At 35.0% G+C, this 24,581-nt stretch carries 32 protein-coding genes and 2 pseudogenes; 3 read left to right on the top strand and 31 right to left on the bottom strand.

Going from position 1 to position 24,581, the window contains the following annotated elements:
• Window positions 1-11 precede the first annotated feature (11 nt).
• From CBM15_RS06590 to CBM15_RS06555, 8 genes are all read right to left on the bottom strand, one after another.
• Window positions 12-1,559 (bottom strand): class I adenylate-forming enzyme family protein, encoded by a 1,548-nt coding sequence (locus tag CBM15_RS06590; RefSeq protein ID WP_087616429.1) that lies wholly within the window; start codon window positions 1,557-1,559, stop codon window positions 12-14.
• An 81-nt stretch (window positions 1,560-1,640) separates the two neighbouring features.
• On the bottom strand, window positions 1,641-2,852 hold the full coding sequence (locus tag CBM15_RS06585) for an MFS transporter (protein ID WP_275656654.1): 1,212 nt from the start codon (window positions 2,850-2,852) through the stop codon (window positions 1,641-1,643).
• Between the two features lie 317 nt (window positions 2,853-3,169).
• Window positions 3,170-4,336: an acyl-CoA dehydrogenase family protein gene (locus tag CBM15_RS06580; protein ID WP_008404007.1), complete on the bottom strand. Its 1,167-nt coding sequence runs from the start codon at window positions 4,334-4,336 to the stop codon at window positions 3,170-3,172.
• Window positions 4,337-4,606: 270 nt separating this feature from the next.
• Window positions 4,607-5,377, bottom strand: a complete 771-nt coding sequence (locus CBM15_RS06575; protein ID WP_087616425.1) for a hypothetical protein — start codon at window positions 5,375-5,377, stop codon at window positions 4,607-4,609.
• A gap of 148 nt (window positions 5,378-5,525) precedes the next feature.
• Complete coding sequence (locus CBM15_RS06570; RefSeq protein ID WP_087616424.1) at window positions 5,526-5,924, bottom strand: DUF2500 domain-containing protein; 399 nt, start codon at window positions 5,922-5,924, stop codon at window positions 5,526-5,528.
• Between the two features lie 176 nt (window positions 5,925-6,100).
• Window positions 6,101-6,667: an RNA 2',3'-cyclic phosphodiesterase gene (gene thpR / locus CBM15_RS06565; protein WP_087616422.1), complete on the bottom strand. Its 567-nt coding sequence runs from the start codon at window positions 6,665-6,667 to the stop codon at window positions 6,101-6,103.
• Window positions 6,668-6,775: 108 nt separating this feature from the next.
• Window positions 6,776-7,069 (bottom strand): hypothetical protein, encoded by a 294-nt coding sequence (locus CBM15_RS06560; RefSeq protein WP_087616420.1) that lies wholly within the window; start codon window positions 7,067-7,069, stop codon window positions 6,776-6,778.
• A 227-nt stretch (window positions 7,070-7,296) separates the two neighbouring features.
• Window positions 7,297-7,779, bottom strand: coding sequence for a nucleoside deaminase (locus CBM15_RS06555; protein WP_087616418.1), 483 nt, complete (start codon window positions 7,777-7,779; stop codon window positions 7,297-7,299).
• Window positions 7,780-7,991: 212 nt separating this feature from the next.
• Between CBM15_RS06555 and pdxS the strand changes: the two genes are divergently transcribed.
• Both pdxS and pdxT read left to right on the top strand, forming a co-directional pair.
• Window positions 7,992-8,876: a pyridoxal 5'-phosphate synthase lyase subunit PdxS gene (pdxS, locus tag CBM15_RS06550; RefSeq protein ID WP_087616417.1), complete on the top strand. Its 885-nt coding sequence runs from the start codon at window positions 7,992-7,994 to the stop codon at window positions 8,874-8,876.
• A gap of 1 nt (window position 8,877) precedes the next feature.
• Window positions 8,878-9,465 carry a pyridoxal 5'-phosphate synthase glutaminase subunit PdxT gene (pdxT, locus tag CBM15_RS06545; protein ID WP_087616415.1) on the top strand — a complete coding sequence of 196 codons (588 nt, stop codon included), beginning with the start codon at window positions 8,878-8,880 and terminating at the stop codon, window positions 9,463-9,465.
• A gap of 43 nt (window positions 9,466-9,508) precedes the next feature.
• On the opposite strand, the gene CBM15_RS06540 is transcribed toward pdxT, so the two are convergent.
• Window positions 9,509-10,768: an S-layer homology domain-containing protein gene (locus CBM15_RS06540; RefSeq protein WP_087616413.1), complete on the bottom strand. Its 1,260-nt coding sequence runs from the start codon at window positions 10,766-10,768 to the stop codon at window positions 9,509-9,511.
• A 327-nt stretch (window positions 10,769-11,095) separates the two neighbouring features.
• On the opposite strand from CBM15_RS06540, the gene CBM15_RS06535 reads away from it, so the two are divergent.
• Window positions 11,096-11,623: a DUF2179 domain-containing protein gene (locus CBM15_RS06535; protein ID WP_008404026.1), complete on the top strand. Its 528-nt coding sequence runs from the start codon at window positions 11,096-11,098 to the stop codon at window positions 11,621-11,623.
• A gap of 32 nt (window positions 11,624-11,655) precedes the next feature.
• Here the strand turns inward: CBM15_RS06535 and CBM15_RS19475 are convergent, their stop codons facing one another.
• From CBM15_RS19475 to CBM15_RS06425, 22 genes and pseudogenes are all read right to left on the bottom strand, one after another.
• A complete protein-coding gene (locus CBM15_RS19475; RefSeq protein ID WP_239534711.1) occupies window positions 11,656-11,931 on the bottom strand; it encodes an NUDIX hydrolase in 276 nt (91 codons plus the stop codon).
• A 197-nt stretch (window positions 11,932-12,128) separates the two neighbouring features.
• Window positions 12,129-12,743, bottom strand: a complete 615-nt coding sequence (locus tag CBM15_RS06525; RefSeq protein ID WP_087616411.1) for a C39 family peptidase — start codon at window positions 12,741-12,743, stop codon at window positions 12,129-12,131.
• A gap of 33 nt (window positions 12,744-12,776) precedes the next feature.
• Complete coding sequence (locus CBM15_RS06520) at window positions 12,777-13,628, bottom strand: hypothetical protein (RefSeq protein ID WP_087616409.1); 852 nt, start codon at window positions 13,626-13,628, stop codon at window positions 12,777-12,779.
• 46 nt (window positions 13,629-13,674) lie between these two features.
• The gene (locus CBM15_RS06515) at window positions 13,675-14,169 is read right to left on the bottom strand and encodes a fructose-bisphosphate aldolase (protein WP_087616407.1); all 495 of its coding nucleotides are present in this window, start codon (window positions 14,167-14,169) and stop codon (window positions 13,675-13,677) included.
• A gap of 11 nt (window positions 14,170-14,180) precedes the next feature.
• Window positions 14,181-14,633, bottom strand: a complete 453-nt coding sequence (locus tag CBM15_RS06510; protein WP_087616405.1) for a GNAT family N-acetyltransferase — start codon at window positions 14,631-14,633, stop codon at window positions 14,181-14,183.
• A 32-nt stretch (window positions 14,634-14,665) separates the two neighbouring features.
• Window positions 14,666-14,851 (bottom strand): hypothetical protein, encoded by a 186-nt coding sequence (locus tag CBM15_RS06505; RefSeq protein WP_087616403.1) that lies wholly within the window; start codon window positions 14,849-14,851, stop codon window positions 14,666-14,668.
• A gap of 126 nt (window positions 14,852-14,977) precedes the next feature.
• Window positions 14,978-15,118, bottom strand: a complete 141-nt coding sequence (locus CBM15_RS19640; protein ID WP_338057543.1) for a pirin-like C-terminal cupin domain-containing protein — start codon at window positions 15,116-15,118, stop codon at window positions 14,978-14,980.
• The gene (locus CBM15_RS06495) at window positions 15,118-15,540 is read right to left on the bottom strand and encodes a VOC family protein (protein WP_087616401.1); all 423 of its coding nucleotides are present in this window, start codon (window positions 15,538-15,540) and stop codon (window positions 15,118-15,120) included. The genes CBM15_RS19640 and CBM15_RS06495 overlap by 1 nt, the downstream gene beginning before the upstream one ends.
• 57 nt (window positions 15,541-15,597) lie before the next feature.
• The gene (locus CBM15_RS06490) at window positions 15,598-16,074 is read right to left on the bottom strand and encodes a helix-hairpin-helix domain-containing protein (protein ID WP_087616399.1); all 477 of its coding nucleotides are present in this window, start codon (window positions 16,072-16,074) and stop codon (window positions 15,598-15,600) included.
• Window positions 16,075-16,188: 114 nt separating this feature from the next.
• Complete coding sequence (locus tag CBM15_RS06485; RefSeq protein ID WP_087616397.1) at window positions 16,189-16,962, bottom strand: class I SAM-dependent methyltransferase; 774 nt, start codon at window positions 16,960-16,962, stop codon at window positions 16,189-16,191.
• 113 nt (window positions 16,963-17,075) lie between these two features.
• A complete protein-coding gene (locus CBM15_RS06480; RefSeq protein ID WP_087616396.1) occupies window positions 17,076-17,573 on the bottom strand; it encodes a GNAT family N-acetyltransferase in 498 nt (165 codons plus the stop codon).
• Between the two features lie 260 nt (window positions 17,574-17,833).
• A complete protein-coding gene (locus CBM15_RS06475) occupies window positions 17,834-18,157 on the bottom strand; it encodes a peptide ABC transporter permease (protein ID WP_087616394.1) in 324 nt (107 codons plus the stop codon).
• On the bottom strand, window positions 18,158-18,619 hold the full coding sequence (locus CBM15_RS06470; RefSeq protein WP_087616392.1) for an SRPBCC family protein: 462 nt from the start codon (window positions 18,617-18,619) through the stop codon (window positions 18,158-18,160).
• Between the two features lie 272 nt (window positions 18,620-18,891).
• Window positions 18,892-19,341: a GNAT family N-acetyltransferase gene (locus tag CBM15_RS06465; RefSeq protein ID WP_087616390.1), complete on the bottom strand. Its 450-nt coding sequence runs from the start codon at window positions 19,339-19,341 to the stop codon at window positions 18,892-18,894.
• Window positions 19,342-19,477: 136 nt separating this feature from the next.
• Window positions 19,478-20,155: a hypothetical protein gene (locus CBM15_RS06460; protein ID WP_193433766.1), complete on the bottom strand. Its 678-nt coding sequence runs from the start codon at window positions 20,153-20,155 to the stop codon at window positions 19,478-19,480.
• Between the two features lie 106 nt (window positions 20,156-20,261).
• Complete coding sequence (locus tag CBM15_RS06455; RefSeq protein ID WP_087616387.1) at window positions 20,262-20,948, bottom strand: DUF3600 domain-containing protein; 687 nt, start codon at window positions 20,946-20,948, stop codon at window positions 20,262-20,264.
• A pseudogene (locus CBM15_RS06450) lies at window positions 20,938-21,465 on the bottom strand (sigma-70 family RNA polymerase sigma factor). The gene CBM15_RS06455 and the pseudogene CBM15_RS06450 overlap by 11 nt, the downstream one beginning before the upstream one ends.
• A 154-nt stretch (window positions 21,466-21,619) precedes the next feature.
• The gene (locus CBM15_RS06445; RefSeq protein WP_008404063.1) at window positions 21,620-21,832 is read right to left on the bottom strand and encodes a DUF3923 family protein; all 213 of its coding nucleotides are present in this window, start codon (window positions 21,830-21,832) and stop codon (window positions 21,620-21,622) included.
• A gap of 89 nt (window positions 21,833-21,921) precedes the next feature.
• Window positions 21,922-22,356 (bottom strand): annotated as a pseudogene (locus CBM15_RS06440) (DMT family transporter).
• A 378-nt stretch (window positions 22,357-22,734) separates the two neighbouring features.
• A complete protein-coding gene (locus CBM15_RS06435; protein ID WP_087616384.1) occupies window positions 22,735-23,217 on the bottom strand; it encodes a hypothetical protein in 483 nt (160 codons plus the stop codon).
• A gap of 4 nt (window positions 23,218-23,221) precedes the next feature.
• Window positions 23,222-24,037: an ATP-binding cassette domain-containing protein gene (locus CBM15_RS06430; protein WP_140405553.1), complete on the bottom strand. Its 816-nt coding sequence runs from the start codon at window positions 24,035-24,037 to the stop codon at window positions 23,222-23,224.
• Window positions 24,038-24,106: 69 nt separating this feature from the next.
• Window positions 24,107-24,559 (bottom strand): DinB family protein, encoded by a 453-nt coding sequence (locus tag CBM15_RS06425; RefSeq protein WP_158100189.1) that lies wholly within the window; start codon window positions 24,557-24,559, stop codon window positions 24,107-24,109.
• Window positions 24,560-24,581: the final 22 nt, after the last annotated feature.

The following is a 24,581-nucleotide window of genomic DNA, read 5'->3' as shown; positions in this document are numbered from 1 at the left end:
AACTACTTATATTAATCTAATATCAGGTTAGCAAATTGTTCTCTCAGCTTGATTTTCATGATTTTCCCAACACCATTTTTCGGAAGTTCCTGAATGAATTCAATATGACGAGGTGTCTTATATTTAGCTAAATTTTGTTGGCAGTATCCGATTAATTCACTTGCACTTACTTCTGCATCCGGCTTTTTCACAATACACGCAACAATTTCTTCACTCATTTTTTCGGAAGGAACACCAATCACCGCAGCTTCCAATACAGCTTCATGTTTAACTAGCAATTCCTCTAAATCCCTCGGATAAATATTAAATCCGCCTCGAATAATTAAATCTTTTTTACGATCTACAATGTACAGATAGCCTTCATCATCCACTTTTGCCATATCCCCTGTATGAAGCCATCCATTTTGTAGTGCCTTTTTTGTTTCTTCTTCATTCTTAAAATAACCAGGCGTTACATTATCGCCTTGTACTAATAATTCACCGACATCCCCAACAGGTACCTCATACCCATCTTCATCCACGATTTTAATGTTTACACCTGGCATTGGTACTCCTACAGAACCTTCTTTAATCGGCATATCATTACGTTGTGTAGCAACTCCTGGCGATGCTTCAGAAAGTCCATACGCATCTCTTACCTCGGCCCCAAATTTTTCTTTAAACTTATGACGTAAGCTAATCGCTAGTGCAGCAGCCCCCGATCCAACTGTTTCTAAACTAGATAAGTCATATTTATAGGCATTCGGATGATAATACATCGCATGTACCATAGCCGGGACAGCAGCAAAGGATTTTACTTTAAATTTTTCAATAACCTTAAATACCTCTTCGGCATCGAATTTATCAAAAATAACAACTGAGCTTCCTAGCAAAAACATACTGTTCATAATGCCAAAACCATAAATATGGGCTAGAGGAAGAACACCTAGAGTAGTACTTCTTATTTCGTCCTCCGCTCTAAGTTTTAATCCTGACATTGAATTTGAGTAGAGATTTTTATGCGTTAACATAACTCCCTTCGGTATACCCGTAGTGCCGGATGTATAAAGGATGACGGCTACATCTGATTCTTTTAACTCTAAAGGAGCATTTTCATAAATTGATATATTAGAAAGAGCCTTTTCCCATTCAATGATTTCGAACTCTTCTTGTATATCTTCCTCTCTTGGTTGATCAATGCAAATAATCTTCGGTTTAACAGATAAATCACTGGATGCATTTTTTAATTTTTGCAATAGAACAGATGATGTAATAATAACTTTTGCTTCAGAATTTTTTAAAATAAAGTTGATTTCATTTTCATGTAAAAGATACATAGCTGGTACAATGATGCCACCAACTCCTAATACTCCTTGGTAAGAGAAAATAACTTCGGGACAATTTGGCATACAAATTAACACCCGATCTCCTTTTTCCACTCCCAGAGAATGGACAAGACTAGAAACTTTCTTACAAATAATTTCCGTTTCACTATTTGTATAAGTTTTATCATAGAAATACAGAAGGTTATACTCACCAAAATTCTCAATATTTCCACTCAATAATTCAGTTAGTAACATGTTACCCTCCTAACTTTAATTTACTATTTTCATAGTATTTTTCGCATTAAAGCGCTTACATTTTAAGGCCAATCGTTCCGATTATGAGTTACTAGTATCTTTGTGTAGAGATATTTCAATTTTTTGTTGGGAAGTAATTAAAAATGCAATACCTAATAGAATTACTGTTATAACAGCAGAAGTTATAAATGGAGCCGATACGAGATATATGAATACCCAGCCCCCCCAAAGAGGTCCAAGTATTCTCCCTAAACTATCCATTGATTCTTGGAGGCCTAATGTAATACCTCGCCCCATCTCAGTGCGTTTTGATAACATCGCTATAGTAGTCGGCCGAACCAATGATTGCCCAAAACCAGTAAAAACACATCCTAAAATTGCTACCCATATTAATGGCGCAAAACTAATTAAACAATAGCCAATTGCCGTAAAGGATAAGCCAATTTTTGTAATCGTATCTTCATTCCATAATTCATAACATTTTTTTAGTAAAAAGAATTGTACCAAGACAGAAGTTCCCGCTTGTGCGCTAAAGGCCATACTTACAAAGATTGGGGTAGCTTCAAATTTTGCTATTAGATAATATCCAAGTAGACCGAAGAAACTCGAAGCTGCAATGGACAATCCAAGTATGATCATATAATGATTCCAATATCCGGTTTTCGTAACCATTGTAATGGATTTCCAAAAAGAAACTGTTTCATTATTTCCAGCAAACGTATTCTGAGTTTCTTTATTATCATTATTTATCGAATCTCGGATGTAAAAATGGGCAAAAGGTAGAGTTATTAATGCTAGAGATCCTGCAATAATAAAAGGTACTACGACTCCAAATGGAGAAAATAACCCTCCAATAGCTGGACCACACAAAAAGCCAAGTCCATTCACTGCCCCCATTTTCGCGATGGTTTGATTTCTAAACTCTTTTCTAGTGTGATCAGCTACCATCGAAAAAGCTGCAGTTTGAGTACCAGATGATATTGCTGCACCAATTAATCGAACTAAAAGCAATTGCCAATAATTTTGAGCCAAAATTAGTAAAAGGAAAGCTACACCAAAGCCAAATACGCCAATCATTAGAACGGGTTTTCTCCCTATTTTGTCAGCTAAACGACCCCATATAGGTGCAGTAATTAACTGGGAAACTGCCCAAATTATGATTAACGATGACATTTGAACTGATGAAAGCCCCAAATCATCTGCTAAGAATGGTAATGTAGGAAGTACTATTCCATAACCTGTCATCGTTAAAAACATTATGAATCCTAGTAGAAAGAACGCCTTCCTTTCCATCATCTATATTCATCTTCTTTCAATTTAATAGAAAAGCGGGGAACGCTCGCTTAGCCCTGACACAAGTTGGAGACTCTGACATGGAGGCGGTTTTGCCTCCATCGGAAGAGCCGAAGCGCATGGCGGTGCTGGCATTTACTATAAATATAGTAAAGATAATTGATGTTCTACCCACACTATTTCGGATTAAATTTTTGATTTGGCAAACTAACTATTCATCTAGAGCCACACTTATTAACTAACCGGTTAGTATTACTACCGCATAATAACTGACTAGTTAGTATGTTAAAGAAATAAATGAGTAAAAGCTGCCTTAATTAAAGTAACTCTCCAACTTTTGCATGACCTTTTAATAAATTTCTTGCAATCGTTCTGCGCTGAATTTCATCTGTTCCTTCGAAAATTCGGTATAATCTTAATTCTCTATACCATCGTTCAATCGGTAATTCCTTTGTATATCCCATTCCACCATGGATCTGAAGAACACGATCGACCACTTGATTTGCCATAATTGCGCCATTTAGTTTTGCCATAGATGATTGATGACGTGGATCCATACCATTTTCAGCCATCCATGCAGCTCTAAATACGATCCATTTTGCTGCTTCAATTTCAACTGCTGAATCTGCAATCATCCATTGGATTGCTTGACGTTCTGCAATAGGTTTACCAAAAGTAACTCGTGTTTTTGAATAGTCGATGGCCATTTGTAATAAGCGTTCTGCAGCACCGATTGCACCAGCAGGAATCATATATCTCCCTTGACCTATCCACTGCATGCCTAAATTAAAACCCTGACCCAGTTCTCCTAAAATATTTTCTTCAGGAACACGAACGTTATCAAATACTAATGTTGCTGGTCCCCATTCGCCCATTGTGTAAATATATTCCGACTTCCAACCCATTTCTTTATCTACAAGGAAACAAGTTACTCCGCCATTCGCGCCTTTTTCTTTATCTGTCACTGCAAATACCATGGCAAAGTCTGCTTCATTTCCATTTGTAATAAATACTTTCTCACCATTTAACACCCAATGGTCGCCATCTTTAACCGCTCTCATTTGAATACCTCTTGCATCTGATCCCGCATCAGGCTCGGTTAAAGCAAAGCAAGAACGTCTTTCACCATTAATAGTAGGGATTAAATATTTCTGTTTCTGTTCCTCGTTACCTAAATAAAGGATATTATCAGCAGAACCACCAAAGTTGAACGGTACAAAAGTTCTTCCTAATTCCATTGCAATTAACACTGACATAATTGGTCCTAAATTTGCTCCACCGTATTCCTCCGGCGTATTAATGCCCCAAAATCCAATTGCCTTTGCCTTTTCTCTTAATTCTTTTATTTTTTCATTAGAGATACCAGGTCTGCCTTCCCTTTCATTTTTTAATACTTCTTGCTCCAAAGGCTTCAGTTCTTTATTCACAAAATCTCTTACTGTTTTTTGAATCATTTTTTGTTCATCATTTAGCGTAAAATCCATTAATAACATCTCCTTGTAAATGAAATTATTTGAGTACGAAATTGTTAAATAATATTCACAATTTTATAGAATACTCAGTTACAACACGTTATGAATCTAACAGTTTATATATGCGAAAAATTTTGAAGCGCTTTCATTTTATAAAGAATGGTCTTTTAATAAAAAAAAGAAACCCAAAAGAATGAAAACATTCGGGTTTCTTAACAGCATTCGTATCAAATTATTTTGTTCGAATCTTTGGAAATTTGTTCTTTCAATACGTGTAAATATTTATTTAAACTTCACAATCCAAGGTAATGTATCTTCACCAAAGTCCGTCATTGTGTATAAATAATTTTCCTTTTGCCACTTCGCCATTGTTCCAGTTTGCTCAGTATCGACATGTAAAGAACCATAATCTTTTGGTATTGGAAGCATGTTCGTTTCTAAAAATTCGACTGTTTCCTTTGCTGTGTTCAAGCTTTCCTCAGCCTTTTCCGTCAATGACCGGGCAATAATTGCCCAACGCCCTTCATTCCAGCTTGTAAATAGAGAGCCCGCCCCGCCATCCTGATAGCCTGTAATTTCGTGCCCTAAATCAACAGCTTGTCCACTATCGAAAATAGTTTGATCAATTTCTTCACTCGCCAATTCCTTTGAATCATATTTGGTAATTGTTAATTGACCTGTATACGTGCCGCTTTGCTTTATAGCGTTATCATTTATTGCCAGTTTAGATGGAGTTTCATAGAAATTAAATGTTATGACATTATTATTTGTCGTTGTAATCGCAGTTAAATAGCTGTCCTTTGAAACAGGAAAGTCAGTTGGCATGTTGACATCCCAATTACTTGGAATAATACTTTGAAAATCTTCCGCCGTAGCAGTTTTGCCTGCCGGTTGATTAGAATCCGTCTCATCATTATTTGGAGAATTTGTTGTTTCTACTTCATTAGACTTTGTATCTGCTCCAGAATCCTGATCGGCTGTCGTGTTATTATTCGTCTCGTTACACGCTGCTAGAAGAAGAAAGCTTAAGACAAATGGGACATATTTTTTCAAGATCTCACTCCTCAAGTTTGGCTTGTATAAATTATCATACATGTTTCAAAATACATGTTCAAATGATGGATAGCACTTCACCCGTACAAAAAAGCGCTGATCCTAATAAAAGAATCGCGCGGTTTTTATATCAAAGAGCTTAGTTGGGTTACGTAAGCTTCGTTCTAGTGAAATCAATATATCTTGTTCCTTGGAAAGTTAACGTGCCAATATCCCCTTCTGCGAGCATACCATATTCCTTGCCTGAAACATGAAACTCAGACCGGTCACCACTCTCAAATTCAAATGTTATAAAGTACTTTGTAGAGGTACTGTGCGAGTGGTGGTTGTTATCATGATGGTGATGATTATGTCTCGTTACACTTGTTCGTTTAACTTTTACTATGGCCGGAACAGTCAGGCGAGGTGAGTTTTCATTTTCCCTCCATTGTCTTAAACCACTGAATATATTGCCAATTATTAAAATAACTATGATAACAAAAATAAGTGCCATAAATATTGGCCCGAAGTTGAATAACCAATCCCCACTTCCCGGCATTTCATACATGATTTCCCCCCCTTGCTCTGATAACTAAATTATACGGATAAAATGGAAGAAAGTTTCAGATTGATGACATATATTTACCAAATAAATTCAATAGCCCTATAATTATAAAAAAACGAGCGCTGATTCATTTTACAGAATCGCACCCGCCTACTTATACAATATTAAAATGAAGATAATCATACTAATGAAAACGTCGCAATTGGTTCATATTTCGGTGTGTTTTCTATATTCGATTTATAAAGGACGATTTCAGTGATTTGAAATGATAAAGGCTTTTCTTTAAATGGGTTATGCGTAACAAAGTTGTCCACATTGAAATCTTCATTGCCTCCCCATTTTCGTGCCAATGTAATATGCGGATGATAAGGCCGTGTTTCTAGTGTAAAGCCTTCATCTAGACAAGTTTGATGGACAATTTCCTGAAGTTTATACAAAGGGGCTGCTTCACTCACCGCTCCCCAAAATATACGAGGTGAACTTTGAGCCCCGAATACACCCAGTCCTTTAATGTCTAACATAAATGCTTTTTGATTTTGTATGGCGTTCCTGACTGATTCAATAACGGATGAAAGTTGCTGCGGTTTTACAGCGCCGAGAAAGGCAAGCGTTATATGATAATCATTTAAATCTACCCAACGCTTAAACTGGAATATTGGTTTACTTCGTGTGAGTTCCTCGTGAATGGTTTGTTTAATTCCATCCGGAATCCGAACCGCCCAAAAATAGTGCGCCACTCTCTCCATATTCTTTCACCTCTTTTTATAAAAGAATGGACATTATTATTAAAACTAATACAAAAATATCTTATCGATCGTATTTCCCTTAGATTCCTTCTGAAAGGCATATTTTAACTAACATATACTGGCTTCAATCATCTCGAGTTCGCCTTTTTTATTAACACTATCTTTCCCACGTTCGCAGTTATCTTTTATTTCCCACGCAATGAAGTATTTATTATTTTTCAATTCAACAGATCGTATTTCAGTTTTACTATTATGGTTAAAATGATGATCCAAGACCATTTGTTTTGCTTCATCTTCAGATATGACATTTTGAATAGATGAACAGCCTGCTAATAAAAAGACTGCAATTATTAAATATATTCTAAAATAGATTTTTACACTTTTATGATTTTGCTGCCACATTTCATACGTCCCTTTTATATTTCATTATTTTGTCAGGCCTTATAAAAAACGCATTCCTTATTATTGAACTACGCCTGTTGATTGTTTAATAAAAAATTCCCACTATATACTTTTCTCCTTCAGATTTATGGACTTTTAATGAAAATAAGCGCTGATCCTTACTACAGAATCGCGCTTGCATTCAACCATCTCGACCTATCCACTTCTATTTTAAAATGGATTTATAGTCAACTTCTCTTTTCGTGAAACTGACGATGGAGTTGATGAACTTCCTCCGCTAGCTCTGGAACAGGACCATCGAAAGTAATATCGTTAATAACCTCTTGAATGGAAAGATTCCGTACACGTGAAGGAGCTTGGCCCAATTCAGCTAGCCATTCTACCAATTGTTTAGATGAACTTGCATAAACAATCCGGCCTAAACCAACCCAACCGTGTGCTGCAGCGCACATCGGACAATGTTCCCCGGAAGTATATACTGTCGCTTTGATTCTTTCTTCAGGTTTCATATTATTTGCTGCCCATCGCGCTATTGCAAATTCCGGATGTTGGGTATGGTCACCACCTGCCACGTGATTATGATCTTCAAAAAGTACCTCTCCATCGTCGGAAACAAGTACTGAACCAAATGGTTCGTCACCTTTCTCAAGCGCAATTTTTGCTAATTCAACACAACGTTGTAAGTGCTTCAAATCTAGATTATTTATCATATTCGTATCCTCCTTATCCAGTAAGTAGAAACTTTTACAATCATAATTATAACAGAATTATCCGACTCCTTAAGTGAATATTCATTCGTACTCTGATCCTTATATTTTCAGACAAAATTCTTCTGACCTTATCGTTTAATTAATAATTGGCTATTTTAATACGGTCAATTTTCATTATACTAAGTATCATTACAGGAATGGAGGTTATTTACATGGTACAAGTTGGAACTGATCGAATAAAACGTGGAATGGCAGAAATGCAAAAGGGCGGCGTTATTATGGATGTCATTAACGCTGAACAGGCAAAAATTGCGGAAGCTGCAGGAGCAGTAGCTGTGATGGCGCTGGAACGTGTGCCCTCTGATATTCGGAAAGCTGGCGGTGTTGCTCGTATGGCGGATCCGCGAATTGTTGAGGAAGTGATGAATGCCGTTACGATCCCTGTTATGGCAAAAGCACGAATTGGTCACATTGTAGAAGCACGGGTTTTAGAGTCAATGGGTGTTGACTATATCGATGAAAGTGAAGTTTTAACACCGGCTGATGAAGAATACCATTTACTGAAGAGTGATTATACAGTGCCATTTGTTTGTGGTTGCCGTGACTTAGGAGAAGCAGCTCGACGTATTGGCGAAGGGGCTTCTATGCTCCGTACTAAAGGTGAACCGGGGACAGGCAACATTGTAGAAGCAGTTCGTCATCTTCGCAAAGTCAATGCTCAAGTACGTCGTATTATAGGAATGAATGTGGATGAATTAATGACAGAGGCAAAAAATTTAGGAGCCCCATTCGAATTACTATTGGAAATTAAACGTTTAGGACGTTTACCAGTTGTGAACTTTGCTGCGGGTGGCGTAGCTACACCTGCAGATGCCGCGTTAATGATGGAACTTGGTGCAGATGGCGTATTTGTTGGCTCTGGTATTTTCAAATCCGAGAATCCCGAGAAATTTGCACGTGCCATTGTGGAAGCAACAACTCATTTTAAAGACTACAAACTGATTGCTGAAATCTCGAAGGAACTTGGAACACCGATGAAAGGAATTGAAATTGCTACACTTCATGTTAATGAACGGATGCAGGAGCGTGGCTGGTAGTATGTCAAAAATAGGAGTACTTGCATTACAAGGTGCAGTAGGTGAGCATATGCATCAAATTAAACTTCTTGGTCATGAAGCTGTGGCAGTAAAAACAAGCAATGATTTACGTGGTATTGATGGTCTTATTTTGCCTGGTGGAGAAAGTACAGCTATCGGTAAGCTTTTAGAACGCAATGACTTATTAGCACCTATACAAGCATTGGCACAGCAAGGGGTTCCCATGTTCGGGACATGTGCCGGTCTCATACTATTGGCAAAAAAGATTAAGGATTCCATTACCCCTCACCTTTGTTTAATGGATGTTGAAGTAGAAAGAAATTCTTTCGGCCGACAAGTAGACAGTTTTGAAGTTGCTTTATCAATTCCATCAATTGGTGATGACATAACAGCAGTTTTTATTCGAGCTCCGCATATTGTAACCATTGGTGAACAGGTCGAAATACTTGCTACATATGAAGAACGGATTGTATTAGCTAGAGATGGACAATTTTTAGGCTGCTCTTTTCATCCCGAACTGACGGATGATGTTCGAATACTTCAATTTTTTATTGGTATGGTAAATGAATTTACAAAGGTTCCTAGATAAATCAAAAAAGAAGCACAATTCAGTGCTTCTTTTTTATGTTCGATTATTTGTTTAAGCCTTTTTCATGTATTCGATAAATCATAGCTGCCATTTGTGCTCTAGTTGTAGGATTATTCGGACCAAATCGGCTTGCATTATAGCCGGCCATAATTCCTTCTTGTTTCATCGTTTCAATCGCAAGTAATGCCCAAAAATTTTGTTCCACATCTTTAAATGAATTTACACGATTATTTACAGATTGGCTATAAAATCCGGCATTATAAAAGATTTGAGCCATTTGCGCTCTAGTTAAAAAAGTATTTGGTGAAAAACGTCCATCACCGATACCATTGATTATTTTATGTTGTGCTACTAAATGAATAGATTCTGAAGCCCAAAAGCTCTTTACCACATCACTAAAGTAGATGTTTTTATTTATTGTTGTTGACGTCAATGCTAAAAAGTTACTTATAATAGCAGCTGCTTGAGCTCTTGTTATCAAATGATTCGGTTTATATGTACCATCAGGATAGCCAGAGATCCAACCTTTTTCAGTTAAGAAAAGAATCTGTTCTTCGGCCCAATGACAATCTATGTCTTTTAATTTCCTATCATCATATTGATATAAATCATATTCGTCCATGATGGAGCCTACTTTATTTCGATAGTATTCCCCACCCAAATGGATATAGCCGGCATTGGCAATATCGTATAGATATTCTTTGGAAGCTCGCTCATAACTCCATCCCTTTTTCATTCTTTCTTCATAATTGGTTTTTGCGAAACGATACCTTTCGTTTAACAACAAGTTCCCTGCTAAATAATCAACCGCTTCTTTATAGGAAGTAAAAGCCCGATACCAGTTATCTCTTCTTTTGCTTTCATCATATATTTTGCGGTCATTTCCGTAATCGATTAGAACAGGTACCGGTTCATAATCTTCATCAGGTTGGCCCTTCAGCTGCCAGGCGTTCTTCGGATTATATCCCCAAACCTTTATTCCGAAAAGATTATTTGCATTCACTGCTATTCTTGTTGTTCCATAGCCGCTTTCCAGAATGGCCATTCCAATTATCGCACTAGCAGGGATTCCCCACTTTTCATTTGCTCTCATTGCATATGTATAAATTTCATTAATAAAGTCTTCCTTCATTTTGGTTGAAGGAAATTCGTATGTAGATAAATAAGCGTTACTATTTCTTCCTGACTTCTCATCTTCATAAGGTAAAGGATTCACGCTGTTTGCACTCGAGGTCAACGGGCCACTATTTAAAACTAGTAAAGAAAGTAAAATTAATAGTGATACTCTGATTAATTTTATCAAATTTGCAACTCCTTTAATATTCAAATAATAGACTTAAACACTATCATCATAGCAGTTTTTTATTAGAACTAGTGCATAAAATCTCATTTTATTACTACTAATTCATGGTTATACTTCCGGACTTTACCTATCTCGAACCCCCTTTCCAAACAAAAAACGACTATTCATCCAGCTGGACAAATGGTCGTTTGAAAAATTAATTTAATAAAAGCAATTGAATTCCCCTGCATTTTATACTAATTACTCAAATAATTAATAAGAATATAAATTTCATATTAGGGTAGAAGTAAAAAAGTAAAGTAAATTTTTAAAGAAAGAGGGGATTTCATGCAGGAGATAATCCTAATCCTGGTCATACAGCTCGTTTACGTGCCGTTAATGACATTACGAACAATTTTCTTAGTCAAAGATATGAGACTTCTTGCTTCAATTTTTGGGTTTTTAGAAGTTTTAATTAACGTATTTGCACTTTCTATCATTTTTAGTGGTGATCAGAACTTTATCGCAATGATTGTGTATGCACTCGGATTTAGTATTGGGATACCAATAGGAACAATGATTGAAAACAAACTGGCTATTGGTTTTGTCTCAGTTACAATCAATACTCAGCAAAAAAATCAGGAATTGATCGAAACATTAAGAAACAGCGGCTTTGCCATCACGACATCTGTCAGTGAAGGTCGTGACAGTGAACGTTATAAATATGAGATTTTGGCTAAACGAAACCGAGAAAAAGAATTATTCGCCCTTGTTGAATCGATTGAACCAAAGGCATTTATCATTTCATATGAGCCAAAATCATTCAAAGGCGGTTTCTTAGTCGATCGTATGCGTAAATTTAAACTTAGACGTTAAAATAAAAATGAGCTAGATTCAATGATTCTAGCTCATTTTTTATGCATCTTCAGTTTTAGTCCTTCTTTAATTGCCCAATACTGATGTTCATGTATTAAGAGATCTTGGGTTTTGTCCGTCTCAATCCATTTTATAAAGTGGTCGTCATCAATGGGATCTTGGATTTTATTTAATAATTGTGCGAAGTAGAAATAGCCATCATTTAGAATTGGCTCTTTTTTGGTTGAGAGAAAAAAGCACTTTGCGTTCCCTATATAAGTCCCGATCACTACGTTATATCCTGTTTCTTCAAGTATTTCTCTTTCCAGGCATTGCGAATGGTTTTCATGATCTTCAATCCCGCCACCGGCAAAAAGTAATCCCCTCTTGTAGTTTGGACTGTTAAGACACGAGTCATTGTTGAATTAAAAATTACTGCTTAAATCCCTTTTCTTATTTCATAATTAAGGCCATTTAATTTCTCTCCAAATACTTTCACTATTTTCACCTACCGCTAAAAGTTTTGTTAGCTTTTTTTAGCATCTACTGCTATATATGTATTGCTATAGGGAAGCATATGAATTCTCTTTACATTCCATAGCATTTTAAATTCTTCAATCGGCACCTTTCGATTATAGTTCTGCTGTTTTTCTTCACAATTCACTAAATGACTTAATGACTCTGAAAGGTAAATATGCTCTTTGTCATAACCTACTACTGGAACAAAATGCAGATTTTTGAGATCCTTCTGTACTTTAATAAAAACAATTACGGGCGTTCCTTTACTGACTTCGTACTTTAATGTATCAATAGTTCCTTTATAATAATTTGTCTTAAATCCGTTATTTCTTAACACAGTACGGATTCCTTTTGGATATACATTGCCCGCTTTTGTTTTATTGGGAAAATGTTTATATAACGCTTCTCCTTCAGCATCCTTACCAAAATGACGTAGCAGGTAAGCTGTTGAAAATGCCGCGCATTCCGTATCTTTTTGGAAATCGATTCGATTCTTTTGAGGAATCATGTAGGTAGTCGGAAAATCCTTTTTTCTTATAACCGGAATAGGTAAAGTCATTAAATAATTGTTAATCGTCATTGAGATAATTACCCATAAAGCAACTGTATTAATTATAAACATGCTACTCCCCCAATATATGAAATCAACGTGTGTCTACTTTTCTTTTTTTACTATAATTCGTAATAACGTTTTCATTCTCTCTTCAAAATCTGAATGTCCCCAATAAAGCATTGCATTTTCAATACCTTCTTCACCTGCTAAACGTTTTACTAAAAGATAAGCAATATAATAACCAATCCGACTGTAGCCAAAAGTTTGACCCCCATTAATCGAGAACCATTCTTTAAATATTTCTGCTGATGTTCTTTGAATTAAATCTTTTTGAAAAGCATTGATAATGGTTACTATATTTTTTTCACAGAATGAAAGCCACTCCGGATCACGTTTATATGCAAAATAAATATCTTGGTCTACATTTACTACTAAAGTTGATAAAAAAGTTGCTACACCCTCTTGCAATAGCCATGTCAACGGATTAGACCATTGAATATCTTTTGCTTCGATCCCATTATGTGTTGTGTAAAGATGATGGGCTGCATGGCCAAATTCATGCGCAATTATTACGTTAAGGCCCTCTTCATATGGTTCAAATTTTTCAACACAATAAGCAATATGAGGGTCCATGGAACGATAAGTATAAGCATTGGAACCACCTAGACCAACAAAAATATAAACATCTTTTGAAAATATTATCGGAAACCGCTTTTCATATTCTTTTGTAATCTGGGGTGTGAGCGATTTTAATTTCTTTGCAACCCAGTTCATTTGCTCAATCATATTTGGATGCGCTTTTAAAGCATTTTCAAGTTTCAGTTCTTTATTGTGACAGTGATTTTCAAAATAATAACTAAAGATTTCTGGATGATGATTAAAGTAACTTTCGTAGTACTCTTTTGAAGGCTCATATTGATTTAGAAATGGACTTGCTAGATTGTATATTTTCATGAAAATTTCTCCAATCATTTTTAATTATTATTTTCCATCAACGAAGTTACTCAAATTCAATTAAATCCCCAACTTTATATTCTTCTGTCACGACTTCTCCTATCTGGTCTATGCTTACTTCAAAAATAATTGTATTCAATGCCTCTCTCATTGATACTTCGTTGTTTAATCCTTTAGAATAAAAGACAAATTCTTGCACATACGAGGCGACATTCTCACCTTCATTATTTTGTTCACTTCCGCCTCCAAACCAATAACGGTCAGTAGCATCAAATGAATCGATCGCATCTTTCCAACTATCACTAAATGAAAATTCCACTTTCTGTCCAGCTACATTGTCTACTTCCACGTTGAATGTAAATTTCTTAAAATCATCTATTTGAGGATTTTTTAACTCATGAGTACCGACACTTTCAAATTCTTCCTCTGTCAACTGTGAAATTGCGGCTTCAATTGTTGTAATAGGTTCATCTTGGTTACTGCAAGCAGTCGTGATGTGCAAAATGGAAAACAAACAGAATAAAAACAATAATTTTTTCATCCTTATCCCCCTTATAAATCTTGCGATAACCTAATCATATCGATACACTGAATGCTATTCTCGTAAATTTCTTCTGAATAGTGCTTAATAAAATAGTTATGATCAACTGAAACGATTCGAAAACCGCATTTTTGATATAAAGCCAATTGCCCAATACTTGAATTTCCCGTACCAATTTCAATCGTTTTATACCCCTGTGTTTTGGCTACACGAATCGCATGACTTACTAATAATTTTCCGATTCCTTTTCCCTGATAATTTTCAGCTACTGCTACATTGACAATTTCTACAGTTTGCGGTCTTGTCGGTAACAGTACATAGACGCCAATGGTTTGCTCTTCATTTTCGGCTATAAAACATTCGCCCTTTGCTACATAATCTTCAACGATAATTTTTGAAGGGTCCGCCAATAATAACAATTCCAAAGGCACCTTTTCCTGGTTTTCCAGCCTTTTAATCTCCACACTTATCCCCCTATATTTCTCGATTAGTTTTATTAATTGATATCTTTTTCTAACTCTTTTTCAATGTCGTCATTACTCAAGTTAGGCATTTCTTCTTCAATCTTATATTTCTTTTTTATTAAAATTCCAAGTTCCGAATAATTAATCCCATGCTTGACTCCCAAAAATACAACGATGTAAAGCAAAAATCCTAAAAAGGCAAATGATAATAAATCCATGAAATCCTCTCCTTATATTTTAAATTTTACCATAATTGTAGAGTCGAACCTGATAAAACCAAAAAACCAGATGGCTAAATTCCATCCGGTACATTGAAATAATCCTTATTAATTGCTGATTAGTTTTTACTTTCTTACAGCTGGCAGACCAAATCCACCTAGCTGTAAATCACGGAACGCTTCTTTAATTTCTTCTTTTGTATTCATCACAAAAGGTCCGCCTAGAGGAAAATGTACTCTTAAGTTGAAATATTTCCAATTTAAGATTATCGCATTGTCTCAGCTAACTCTAAAATTATGCCTTCTGGTCCCTGAACAAAGCATAATTTATATATATTATTGTAGTTTTGAGTTTCGCTAATAATTTCCGCGCCTTTCTTTTTCAATTTAACAACGACCGTTTCAATATCTTCAACTGCAAAGGCAATATGATTTTTAAAAGATTGCTGAATACTTTCTATTTCTACGTCTGTATGAAACTTGACCAGCTCCAAATTTGCCTGGCCATTTGACATCCCTAAAAGGACAATGGTTGCTTTCACATCAGTAAGCCCGATGATCCGCTCTGCCCATTTTCCATCCACTTCCCCTTCACCAAGCACTTCAAGCCCAAATTCGATGAAAAACTCTTTAACTGCAGTAAGATCGTTTACTATGATACCTACATGATCTATTCTATGAATTGCCATATATAGTCCCCCTTAGTCCTGTAACACTCTATCTTAATAATTCTGCTTAATCTCACTCTATTTGCTTCTATCTTTCTTATCATGCCAAGATATCGCTGGTCTTGAAACAGGGTATCCATTTTTCTCCCGATATTGTTTCCGTTCATCCGTAAAATGCCACCAACTTTTTTGGCTGCCTGAATGGTTAGCATGATGTACGATACATCTTAACGAATCCTCTACACACGGGTCTTCCCAATAACCGAAGTGTTCCTCTAGACGATTAGTCAAATCAGCACCATCTTCGTTTTTCAACTCTTCCAAAGAATAATAACCCAATTCAGTAACCCATTGAGCCAACTTTGGTCCAATCGAAGGGATAGTTTGGAATTGAGCTAGTGCGCAAAGGTATTTAGCACGTTCGGAAGTTGATTGTATACATTCAGTTAATTGTGGTATATGCATAAGCGCGATCTCATTCAATTTCACTTTGCACTTTCTTAAATTAATTCTTTCTTCAGATGTTAAAGGCAACTTTGGAGAGGACTTTTTCATATATTCACCTAACTTTTACTTATTTTTCTTTCTTACTCTTCTAACTCAATTAGTTATTAACCTAGTTCTGCAATTTAAAACAAAGGAAGGGCGAAGTATACCCTTCCTTTCTTCTTATTTTGTTCCGACTACACGAATCCTTTTATAATCTGCCATCCAAGTTCCTTTATAATACAAAACTTCTTTTAAATTCATTTCGACAATATCGATAAGATCATCTTTGGACTGTTCGGGTATACCATCAAATAACACACTGCCAAACATGTCAATCCAATTTCTCAATCCATTTTCCCCGTCTAAAGGCGTTGGTCGATCATATAATTGGGCAAAAGTCACGTTGAACCCTGCCTCTTCCATCAGCTTCGAGTACTCCGCAATACTTGGATAATACCAGGGAAATTGTACTGCGTTATATTCAAAGCCTGCATTATTTATTTGTTTAATAATCTCACTTGTAATCGTTTTTACATTGCCTTTCCCTCCAAATTCAGCAACCAATCTACCACCATGTTTTAAACTTTGGTAAATAGATTGCACGGCCTCATTCGGCGGGTGCACCCAATGGAGTGTTGCGTTAGAAAATACCGCATCAAATTCATTTTGGTACGTTAATTGGGTAGCATCTCGAACGGTAAATGGTATGTGCGGGTATTTACTAGTCGCTAGTTTCACCATATTTTCAGATTTGTCGACACCTACTACTTCCACGCCATACTCAAATAAAGTATTTGCTATATCTCCTGTTCCACAACCAAGATCAAGTATTCGCTCTCCTTCCTTTGGATTTAATAATTCCACCAAATTATTGCCGTATTTTGAGACAAACGAGTGCTTACCATCATATAAACTTGCATTCCATTGATCTTCTGTACTTTTTATAATTTCCATATTATTCCTTTCTCTGTATAAATTTGTTAGTTTCATTATAATGGAAAATAATGTTATTATGTTACCGTAAATAAAAAGAGGATTTCCTTATTACAACGAAACCCTCCCACTAATTAATCGATATTCTCTTGTAGTTTGACCATGTTATACCAGCTAACACCGCCATGCTGTGATTCAGAAATGCCGTGGTTTACAAACCCGAGTTTCTCATAAAAAGAAACCAATTCCTGTTTGCATGTTAATGTAATTCCTTGTCGTTCATTTTCTTTTACTAGCTGCTCCATTTTATTAATCAAGATACGAGCGATTCCCTGATTTCTCGCCTTTTTAGAAACAGCTACCCCTAATATACTTTGATAGCCTCCACTTTTAGGATTTTCATTAATTTCTTCAAAAAGGTCATCGGTTATGTAAAGTTGAGGAATTACAGGGCCGTTAATATAACCTACAATTTCTCTATCTTTTTCAGCGACAATAAATGTATCAGCGATCAGCTGAATTCTTCCTATAAATGCTTCCCTTGTGGCAGCCTCTTCTTTTGTAAAGCCCTCGTTTTCAATAACGACCAGCTCCTCTAAATCTGTCTTTTGCACATTCCTTAAAGTAACCATATTATTCTCAACTCCTTGATAGATCCATTACTTGTTATTTAATTTTCTTTCAAGTTCCTCAACTCGTTTTTCTAATGTATACAACTGGATTTTTAATGCTGCATCACTTCTGTTTGTTGACCTTAATGTAGATATAAATAATTACTTTTATCTTCGTCCGACAAAGTGTTCATATCAGCTGTATCGCCTAAGTGAATCGTACCAACTAACAAAATCTCCATACTAAAGCCCTTTCAATTAAACATTTATATAATTACAGACTATACTTTCATAATAGAAGTTTTATTTCTATTTATTTGCCTACTTAATAAAAGTAATATTAGATTATATGTGGTGAAACCAACGATTAAAAAAATGGCCTCTTTCGACAAACTAATCGGTTCATATCCACTGTGATTATTAATATGATTTTCTAATCCTTTGTATATAAACCAAATAGATAAAGATATTAACCCATATAATACAATCAAGAAAACATAGTGACCGTAAAAAATAATTTTATTGTTGGAAGAACCTAATCGTGCGGTGTATAAAAAAAGACCTCCATAAACAAGCATCATGATAATGATTTCAGAGACCGCCATTTATGCCCTCCCTTTAATCTCTGCAAGCTTTTTCAATTCTATTGCTCGATTAATAATGAAGCTTTCCATATATCTGTACAAAAACAATTTGTCAGCAATTATGCCTAATGGACCAAATGGCGACTTATATTCAAATATATCAATCATTAAAGTTCCGTCTTTTACTTCTACAAATCGGTGTGTATGGGTGAATGATTTAAAAGCACCTTCTACCATTATGTCTACAAACTCTGTAGGTTGTTGCATGTAGATTACTTTTGCTGTTAGTTTTTGTCTGATGGCAAAGTGAGCAGCTTCCCAAGTAACGGAGTCCCCCTCTTTTAATAAGCCATGTGTAACCCCACCTACCGCTTTTTCCTTCGTCTTAGCAGTAGTCATTAAATGAGTCTCTACGTTTCTGGCAAGATCGAAACAAATTTCTATAGGTGCTTTTACAAACTGCTTGTGTTTAATAGTCGGCATTTGATCACCCCTTAGGCTATTAAGAATAAATACATTGGCTATTTCCAACTATATTTATCCACAGTAATTTGAATGAAATAAAGAATCCACAGGCTGTTATCGTCCAGAATGAAAAGAATAAGGCATTCCGACAATTAGTTTCCTGGAATGCTTCGTAATTAATATATAATCGAATCAAAAATGACAGAATAAATATGATGAGCAGTAAAAAGAGCATCTATTTGTGCTTTATATTTTTTCACTCCTCTCCCATGCTGCAAACTTCAATCAGATTATAATTTCTTCTCAAAATAGGTTAAGGATAAATGTTCATTTAGTTTGATTTCCTTCGTCATCTGAAACCCATTCTTCTTATAAAAAGTAACCGCTGGCGTATTTTTGGATCCAGTTGCTACTATGAATGTTTTTTTATTGTACTTACCTTCAATAAAAGTTAACAGTTTCTGTGCGATTCCTTTTCTGAATTGGTTCGGATGAACGATTAGTCTATGTATATCTACTTCATTATCGATAACTTTCACGGATATGGCCGCGCATAGTTCTTCATTTATATAATAACCAAAAAAAGTTTCTCCGCATTTTTTCAAAGTATTTACTGTATCTTTCAGTGGTGGAATGTCATCATAACCGATAATTTCTGCCTCTACTTTATAGGATGGTATTTGAATCTCTAAGAGCTTTTCCGCATTTTTTGTAATGCGAATGTCAAGTTGTTTTATCATGGAAACACCTCATTCATTGTTATTATTAAATTAACGTTACTAAATATAACTAAATATTAACATAAATTTCCCAGTTGATTTTACATTAATAAAAAAAGCGCTGATTCTTAGAGAAACGCGCTCGTCAAATTGATTATTAATTGATTTTTTCTTCTAAATCTAATTCTTTAACAATAGAAGACACGAATGTTTTTAACGGATTCGTGATTGATCTACCTGTCTTCGCTTCAACAAGCTGAGCTGCATCCACCATCGATAATTGAGCAACAGAAATTATTTTATCATCGTAAATAAGTTGTTCTAACATCCTTGCTACTTCCTGATCGTATTCTTTTTTACGTCCTTGCATGATTAAGTCAAACATGTTGTTTAGAACAACAACCTCGATGTTTAACGATTTTTGATAGGTATCAGCAAAAAGTCTAAGACGTTCCATTGTTCCTTCAACGGTTGCCGGATTGGTAAAAAGTAAAGTATGGGGCTGCTGAATATTGCAGATGAAATCAAAGAACGGTTCATCCAATTTAATAATTGGTACTGGTATGGAAAGTTGATCATCCTTTAAAATAGCAATATAGTTTGTACAAGTAATTAAAATAGCATCAACATTCGTTTGGGCAATCCATTCCAATTGCTCTTTCACTTTTTGTTGCGCATCTACTTCATTGAATTTCTGATCTGAGGTTAGTCGATTCATTAATCCTGGATCAACAAAATGGACTAATTCAATGTTAAATGGAGCAAGTACATTTTCTATGTATTCAATATTTGAATAATGGGCGTGTAGACAACCTAGTCTTTTTCTCAATTTTATTCCACCTGTAATTTATTTCTAATTATTTTATCAGTTTGTGAATACTATTGTCTATTTAAATATAAAAACGTAAATCAGCTTGAAAATACCAAGCCGATTTACACCATTAATTCTCCATCTGTTTTTCATTCACATAATCCAAAACAGCACGAGCCTTTAAAAATTCTTCCTGTGAACCGGCCGGAATCATCTCAATTTTTGGTGGTGAAGAGACACCTAATTGTGCCATAACTGTTTCATAGGTTAATAAAGCCTGAATATATTGCTCATATTCTTCTGCTGTTAAAATCTCTTTACTAGATGGTTGATCGTTTAATCTGTCAAAGTAAGGTTGGATTTCATATATGGCCGCTTTAATTTCCTCCACTTTATCTTGAGGAACATGGGAATAATCGATATTTCCATTTTTATCGCCAAATTCAAGTTTTGCATTTGTAATTACATATAAAACTTCTTTAAATTGTTCAAATTGTTCTTTTCCTAAATCACCTTTTGCTTGGGACAATTTAGCATCAAATAATAAATAACTTTTCATTGTGATATTTGCTATATGTTTTTTTACATTATCAAACGATCCATATAAATCATCTGCAAGTAGCGATTGATACGCAAATGCCCCAGTTGGAACCATTAAACAGGCGGCCATAATTGTAATAGCTATACGTCTTTTCACAAAACGTTTCACATTCCCCCCCATTTCCGATTTAGCTTCCTGGATACCTTTCTTACTTCTTTCATGAAGCTGAAATGGGATTTCAATTTTTTCTAGATCTTGTTTAAGATTATTTTCCATAGTTCTCTACCTCCTTTAAATTTTGGCGAAGTTTATTTAAAGCACGATATAAAATGGACTTTGCTGTTCCAAGTGGGATTTCTAGGATATCTGATATTTCCTTTAACGTACGGTCATTATAATACTTTAGTAAAATCACGCTTTTCTCATCTTCCTGCAAAGTATCCATTAGTTCTCGTCAAGATAAAGAAGTTGCAATATCTTCAACTTCCGCCCCTGTATGTACTTCAAACTGAGGAATTAGTTGAACCACTTTTTTATTTTTATTAATTACGTTCAATGCACAATTAATCGTAATTTTTATAAGCCATGTCTTGAAATATTCCGGTTTATTTAAAGTGCTAATATATTTAAATGACTGATAAGCTACTTCTTGAACTACATCTAAAGCATCGTTTTTATTTTTTACATAGACATAGGCCATTCGATAAATATCTGCTTCATACTGTTGGAAAAGCTCTAAATACGCTTTATCATTTCCTTTTTGAGCTTTTTTTACTAAACGTTCAATATTCATCGCAATTCCTCCCTTCATTTTCGTTTTACATTTATTAGACATACGAGAAGAACATTTGGCTTAAAAATTTTAAATTTAATTTTGCTCAAATTTGGCCCTATTCATAAAAAAACGCTTCCCTTATTACGGAAAGCGCATTAAATTTTATAAGCTATTAACTTTTTGGTTTCTTTAAAAAAAATAAAAATATAAGTTGGATGATGGCAACTAAAATAAATACTACACCTAATAGCGCTAAAGAAAGCCATCTTAGCTCTGGTGTTTGAACTGCACCAGCACCGTCTACTTCTCTTAAATAAATAAATGTAGCTAACCCGCCAAATAAGACAATCCAAAACACATTAATCGCCCACCATATTTTTTTCATTCAGTTCCCTCCATAAATAAACCTACGAAAGGAAATCAAATAAGTTTCATAAATTTTACATACAAAAATTAATTTCCATTTTATTTCTTTTAAGCTTTATTAAACAAATAAATCCCTACAAACATCAAAGCAAGGGCAATGAGTTTCGTCATATTTATCGGATAGACAACCCCACCAAAAAGTCCAAAATGATCAATAACTGCACCGACTAAAATCTGACCGATGATAACAGCCATAAAGGTTGCGGCAACTCCAATAAGATTTACAGAAAAAATATTTATGACAATAAAGAAGGCACCTAATAATCCTCCGATTAATTGCCATTTTGGAACAGTAAATACATTTTAAAAATTTCCCTTTCCAAAAAAGAAAGCCAAAAAGAATAAAGCAAGTGCTCCTACTGTGAAGGAAACTGTTGCGCTTTCTAATATGCCTACTTTCTTACTAAATAAGGTATTGATTTGACTTTGTATCGCAACTGCTGAACCGCCGTTCAGCGCTAAAAAAGCAATTATTAATTTCATCACCAATATTTCCTCCAATATGAATACCACAAAACCTGTAAATATTGATTTCTATTAAATTATTCCTTCTTCCATCTGTTAATCGTATCTTTTTAGTAATAATTAGGGATAATATGAGTTCAAATAAAGCACCACTCGTTATAAATTCTTAAAGCACCTAACTCTCTTTTTTTTCAAAAAGAAAAACTAATATGAAAGCTCCGATGGATATATAAAGAAGTACAAAAAAGCTATCAATTAATATTAATGTGTTTAATAGTATCTGATCTTCGCCATCCATAATCCCAATCACATTGAACACAGGCGGAAAGACCCATAAAATCCATTTAAAAAACAATGAGATTTCGGCAATAGATTTGGAGGCAAGTGAAACTACGATTATAAATACAGCCGAAAGCCAGGCATATTTTTTGTAGCAAGTTTAGTAGCCGAAAATAGGGTTCCTACTAATATCCCGAATACTATAAAGGACAAGTGGCTGTATAATGCATAAGTATATAGCATGAGTGACATATGCCCTTTAAAACTTTCTGTAATGATCGGGAAAAAAATTGCAAATAAAAGTAAAGGTGTCATTACTACTAGAATAGTTAGCCACTTGCCAAATAGGTAACTTACTTTTCCTTTTAAATGAAAGATTAAAATATGTTTTTCTGCTTCTTCTTCCAAAGTAAAAATGGCCATTGTAATCCATGTCATGATTAGGTACATGGCAATTGAAGATGCTGCATAACTGCTTAGTATCGGTACATTTTTATAGGCATATAAAATAAACACCCATACGAAAAAAATAACAACAGGTGGAATAAACTTTAATGAAAGAACATAGCTTGTTAATTGGTAACGGATAAAAGCTGACAACTTACTACCTCTTCTCTGTTAATTCAATTATTGAACATCCTCTTTTAAGCAACATGGCCAATATTTTATCGGACTCTTCAGCTGAAACAACTATTTCAACAAAATCACTTCCTATAAATTTATATTTAAGAGAAGGTATCTCGGCCATTATTTCTCTAGTAGGAATCTTTGCCGTTATACATTTAAATTCTTCCTTCTTGTTTTTTATAGAATCTTGAACAATTATCCCGCTTTCCACAGTTATAACCCTATCGGCTAATCCCTCAATTAGTAGTGGTTCATGTGCAGTAAAAATAATTGTTTTATCCCCTTGGAGAGAATTCAGCAGATTCAAAAGTTTGATTTTTGAATTGTCATCTAACCCGGTTAGTGGCTCGTCCAATAATAATAGGTTAGGGTTCTTCAACAATGCTTGAATAATTCCGGCTTTCTGCTTTGTACCTTTTGAACATTGATGCAAAGGGGTGTTTAGAAAGCCTGTAATTGCAAATCGCTCCGCATAATTCCGAATTTCTTTTATAATATCTTTATCCGACCTACAAGTCATTTTACCTATTAGCATTAAATAATCTTGTAATTTGAATCGGATACTTTCCGGAAAATGTTCAGGCACATACCCTATGTTAATTTGTGATCTCTTCACTTGCCCTGCAGTTTCTTCGAATATCCCCCCGATGAGTTTTAAAAGGCTGCTTTTTCCGGATCCATTATTTCCAGTGATCGCCACTTTTTCACCTTGTGAGATGCTTAAAGAAACTTCTTTAAGAACCATTATTCCATCAATCTCTTTGAAAGCTTGATTGGCCTCAAATATTTTCATGAAAACCACTTCCGTCTTCCTTATTTTTACTTTTTAAATAAGAACATTTCGATTCGTATCTCCATTTTTTTAAATCTTTATCTGGTTGATATGATGAATATCGTGTTCCTTTAAACCTTTTAAGTACTCGTAAAATGTTAAATTGGACTGGTTAATCTGTATTTTAATCAACCAGTCATCTTCAGGTATTTGCTTTAACTGACTTAATAATTCTTCCCGGATCTGAATGCATTTTTCCAATGTATTTTCAACCGCTTCGGTTCTGGCAAGTAAAGAAGAATGCTTGTTTAAATCTTCGACACTTGGGCCTTTCGGTAAGCGTTTGCATTTTAATAAATATGGAATTCTGTGTTGTAAAACAAATTCATCCCAAGGGCAAAAGTGTCCTACTATTTCTATAACAGACCACTTTCCATCCTCAATCGGTTTTCTTAATAGATTTTCATCAAAAGATTTCAAACTATGAATAAAAGTTATAAAGTTTTGATGATGTGCTAATATTTCCGATTTCTCCTTCAGCAAATGAACCACCTCGAAGTTTTTA

Origin of the sequence: Solibacillus kalamii (genome assembly GCF_002174535.1) — a bacterium.
Classification (GTDB): Bacteria; Bacillota; Bacilli; order Bacillales_A; family Planococcaceae; genus Solibacillus; species Solibacillus silvestris.
This window is presented reverse-complemented; position numbering and strand designations above follow the sequence as displayed.

Bases quoted from the DNA above. Each gene is read 5' to 3' on its own strand.
- CBM15_RS06485 (WP_087616397.1), bottom strand. From the start codon at position 16,962: ATGGAAATTATAAAAAGTACAGAAGATCAATGGAATGCAAGTTTATAT.
- CBM15_RS06475 (WP_087616394.1), bottom strand. From the start codon at position 18,157: ATGGCGGTCTCTGAAATCATTATCATGATGCTTGTTTATGGAGGTCTT.
- CBM15_RS06570 (WP_087616424.1), bottom strand. From the start codon at position 5,924: ATGTATGAAATGCCGGGAAGTGGGGATTGGTTATTCAACTTCGGGCCA.
- CBM15_RS06495 (WP_087616401.1), bottom strand. From the start codon at position 15,540: ATGGCAATTCATAGAATAGATCATGTAGGTATCATAGTAAACGATCTT.
- CBM15_RS06480 (WP_087616396.1), bottom strand. From the start codon at position 17,573: ATGGTTACTTTAAGGAATGTGCAAAAGACAGATTTAGAGGAGCTGGTC.
- CBM15_RS06445 (WP_008404063.1), bottom strand. From the start codon at position 21,832: ATGAAAAAAATATGGTGGGCGATTAATGTGTTTTGGATTGTCTTATTT.
- CBM15_RS06590 (WP_087616429.1), bottom strand. From the start codon at position 1,559: ATGTTACTAACTGAATTATTGAGTGGAAATATTGAGAATTTTGGTGAG.
- CBM15_RS06515 (WP_087616407.1), bottom strand. From the start codon at position 14,169: ATGAAAAAATTATTGTTTTTATTCTGTTTGTTTTCCATTTTGCACATC.
- CBM15_RS06465 (WP_087616390.1), bottom strand. From the start codon at position 19,341: ATGATAAAACAACTTGACATTCGCATTACAAAAAATGCGGAAAAGCTC.
- CBM15_RS06430 (WP_140405553.1), bottom strand. From the start codon at position 24,037: ATGAAAATATTTGAGGCCAATCAAGCTTTCAAAGAGATTGATGGAATA.
- pdxS (WP_087616417.1), top strand. From the start codon at position 7,992: ATGGTACAAGTTGGAACTGATCGAATAAAACGTGGAATGGCAGAAATG.
- CBM15_RS06585 (WP_275656654.1), bottom strand. From the start codon at position 2,852: ATGGAAAGGAAGGCGTTCTTTCTACTAGGATTCATAATGTTTTTAACG.
- CBM15_RS06580 (WP_008404007.1), bottom strand. From the start codon at position 4,336: ATGGATTTTACGCTAAATGATGAACAAAAAATGATTCAAAAAACAGTA.
- thpR (WP_087616422.1), bottom strand. From the start codon at position 6,667: ATGGAGAGAGTGGCGCACTATTTTTGGGCGGTTCGGATTCCGGATGGA.
- CBM15_RS06560 (WP_087616420.1), bottom strand. From the start codon at position 7,069: ATGTGGCAGCAAAATCATAAAAGTGTAAAAATCTATTTTAGAATATAT.
- pdxT (WP_087616415.1), top strand. From the start codon at position 8,878: ATGTCAAAAATAGGAGTACTTGCATTACAAGGTGCAGTAGGTGAGCAT.
- CBM15_RS06520 (WP_087616409.1), bottom strand. From the start codon at position 13,628: ATGAAAATATACAATCTAGCAAGTCCATTTCTAAATCAATATGAGCCT.
- CBM15_RS06490 (WP_087616399.1), bottom strand. From the start codon at position 16,074: ATGAAAAAGTCCTCTCCAAAGTTGCCTTTAACATCTGAAGAAAGAATT.
- CBM15_RS06455 (WP_087616387.1), bottom strand. From the start codon at position 20,948: ATGGAAAATAATCTTAAACAAGATCTAGAAAAAATTGAAATCCCATTT.
- CBM15_RS06505 (WP_087616403.1), bottom strand. From the start codon at position 14,851: ATGGATTTATTATCATTTGCCTTTTTAGGATTTTTGCTTTACATCGTT.
- CBM15_RS06470 (WP_087616392.1), bottom strand. From the start codon at position 18,619: ATGCCGACTATTAAACACAAGCAGTTTGTAAAAGCACCTATAGAAATT.
- CBM15_RS06525 (WP_087616411.1), bottom strand. From the start codon at position 12,743: ATGTTTATAATTAATACAGTTGCTTTATGGGTAATTATCTCAATGACG.
- CBM15_RS06555 (WP_087616418.1), bottom strand. From the start codon at position 7,779: ATGATAAATAATCTAGATTTGAAGCACTTACAACGTTGTGTTGAATTA.
- CBM15_RS06535 (WP_008404026.1), top strand. From the start codon at position 11,096: ATGCAGGAGATAATCCTAATCCTGGTCATACAGCTCGTTTACGTGCCG.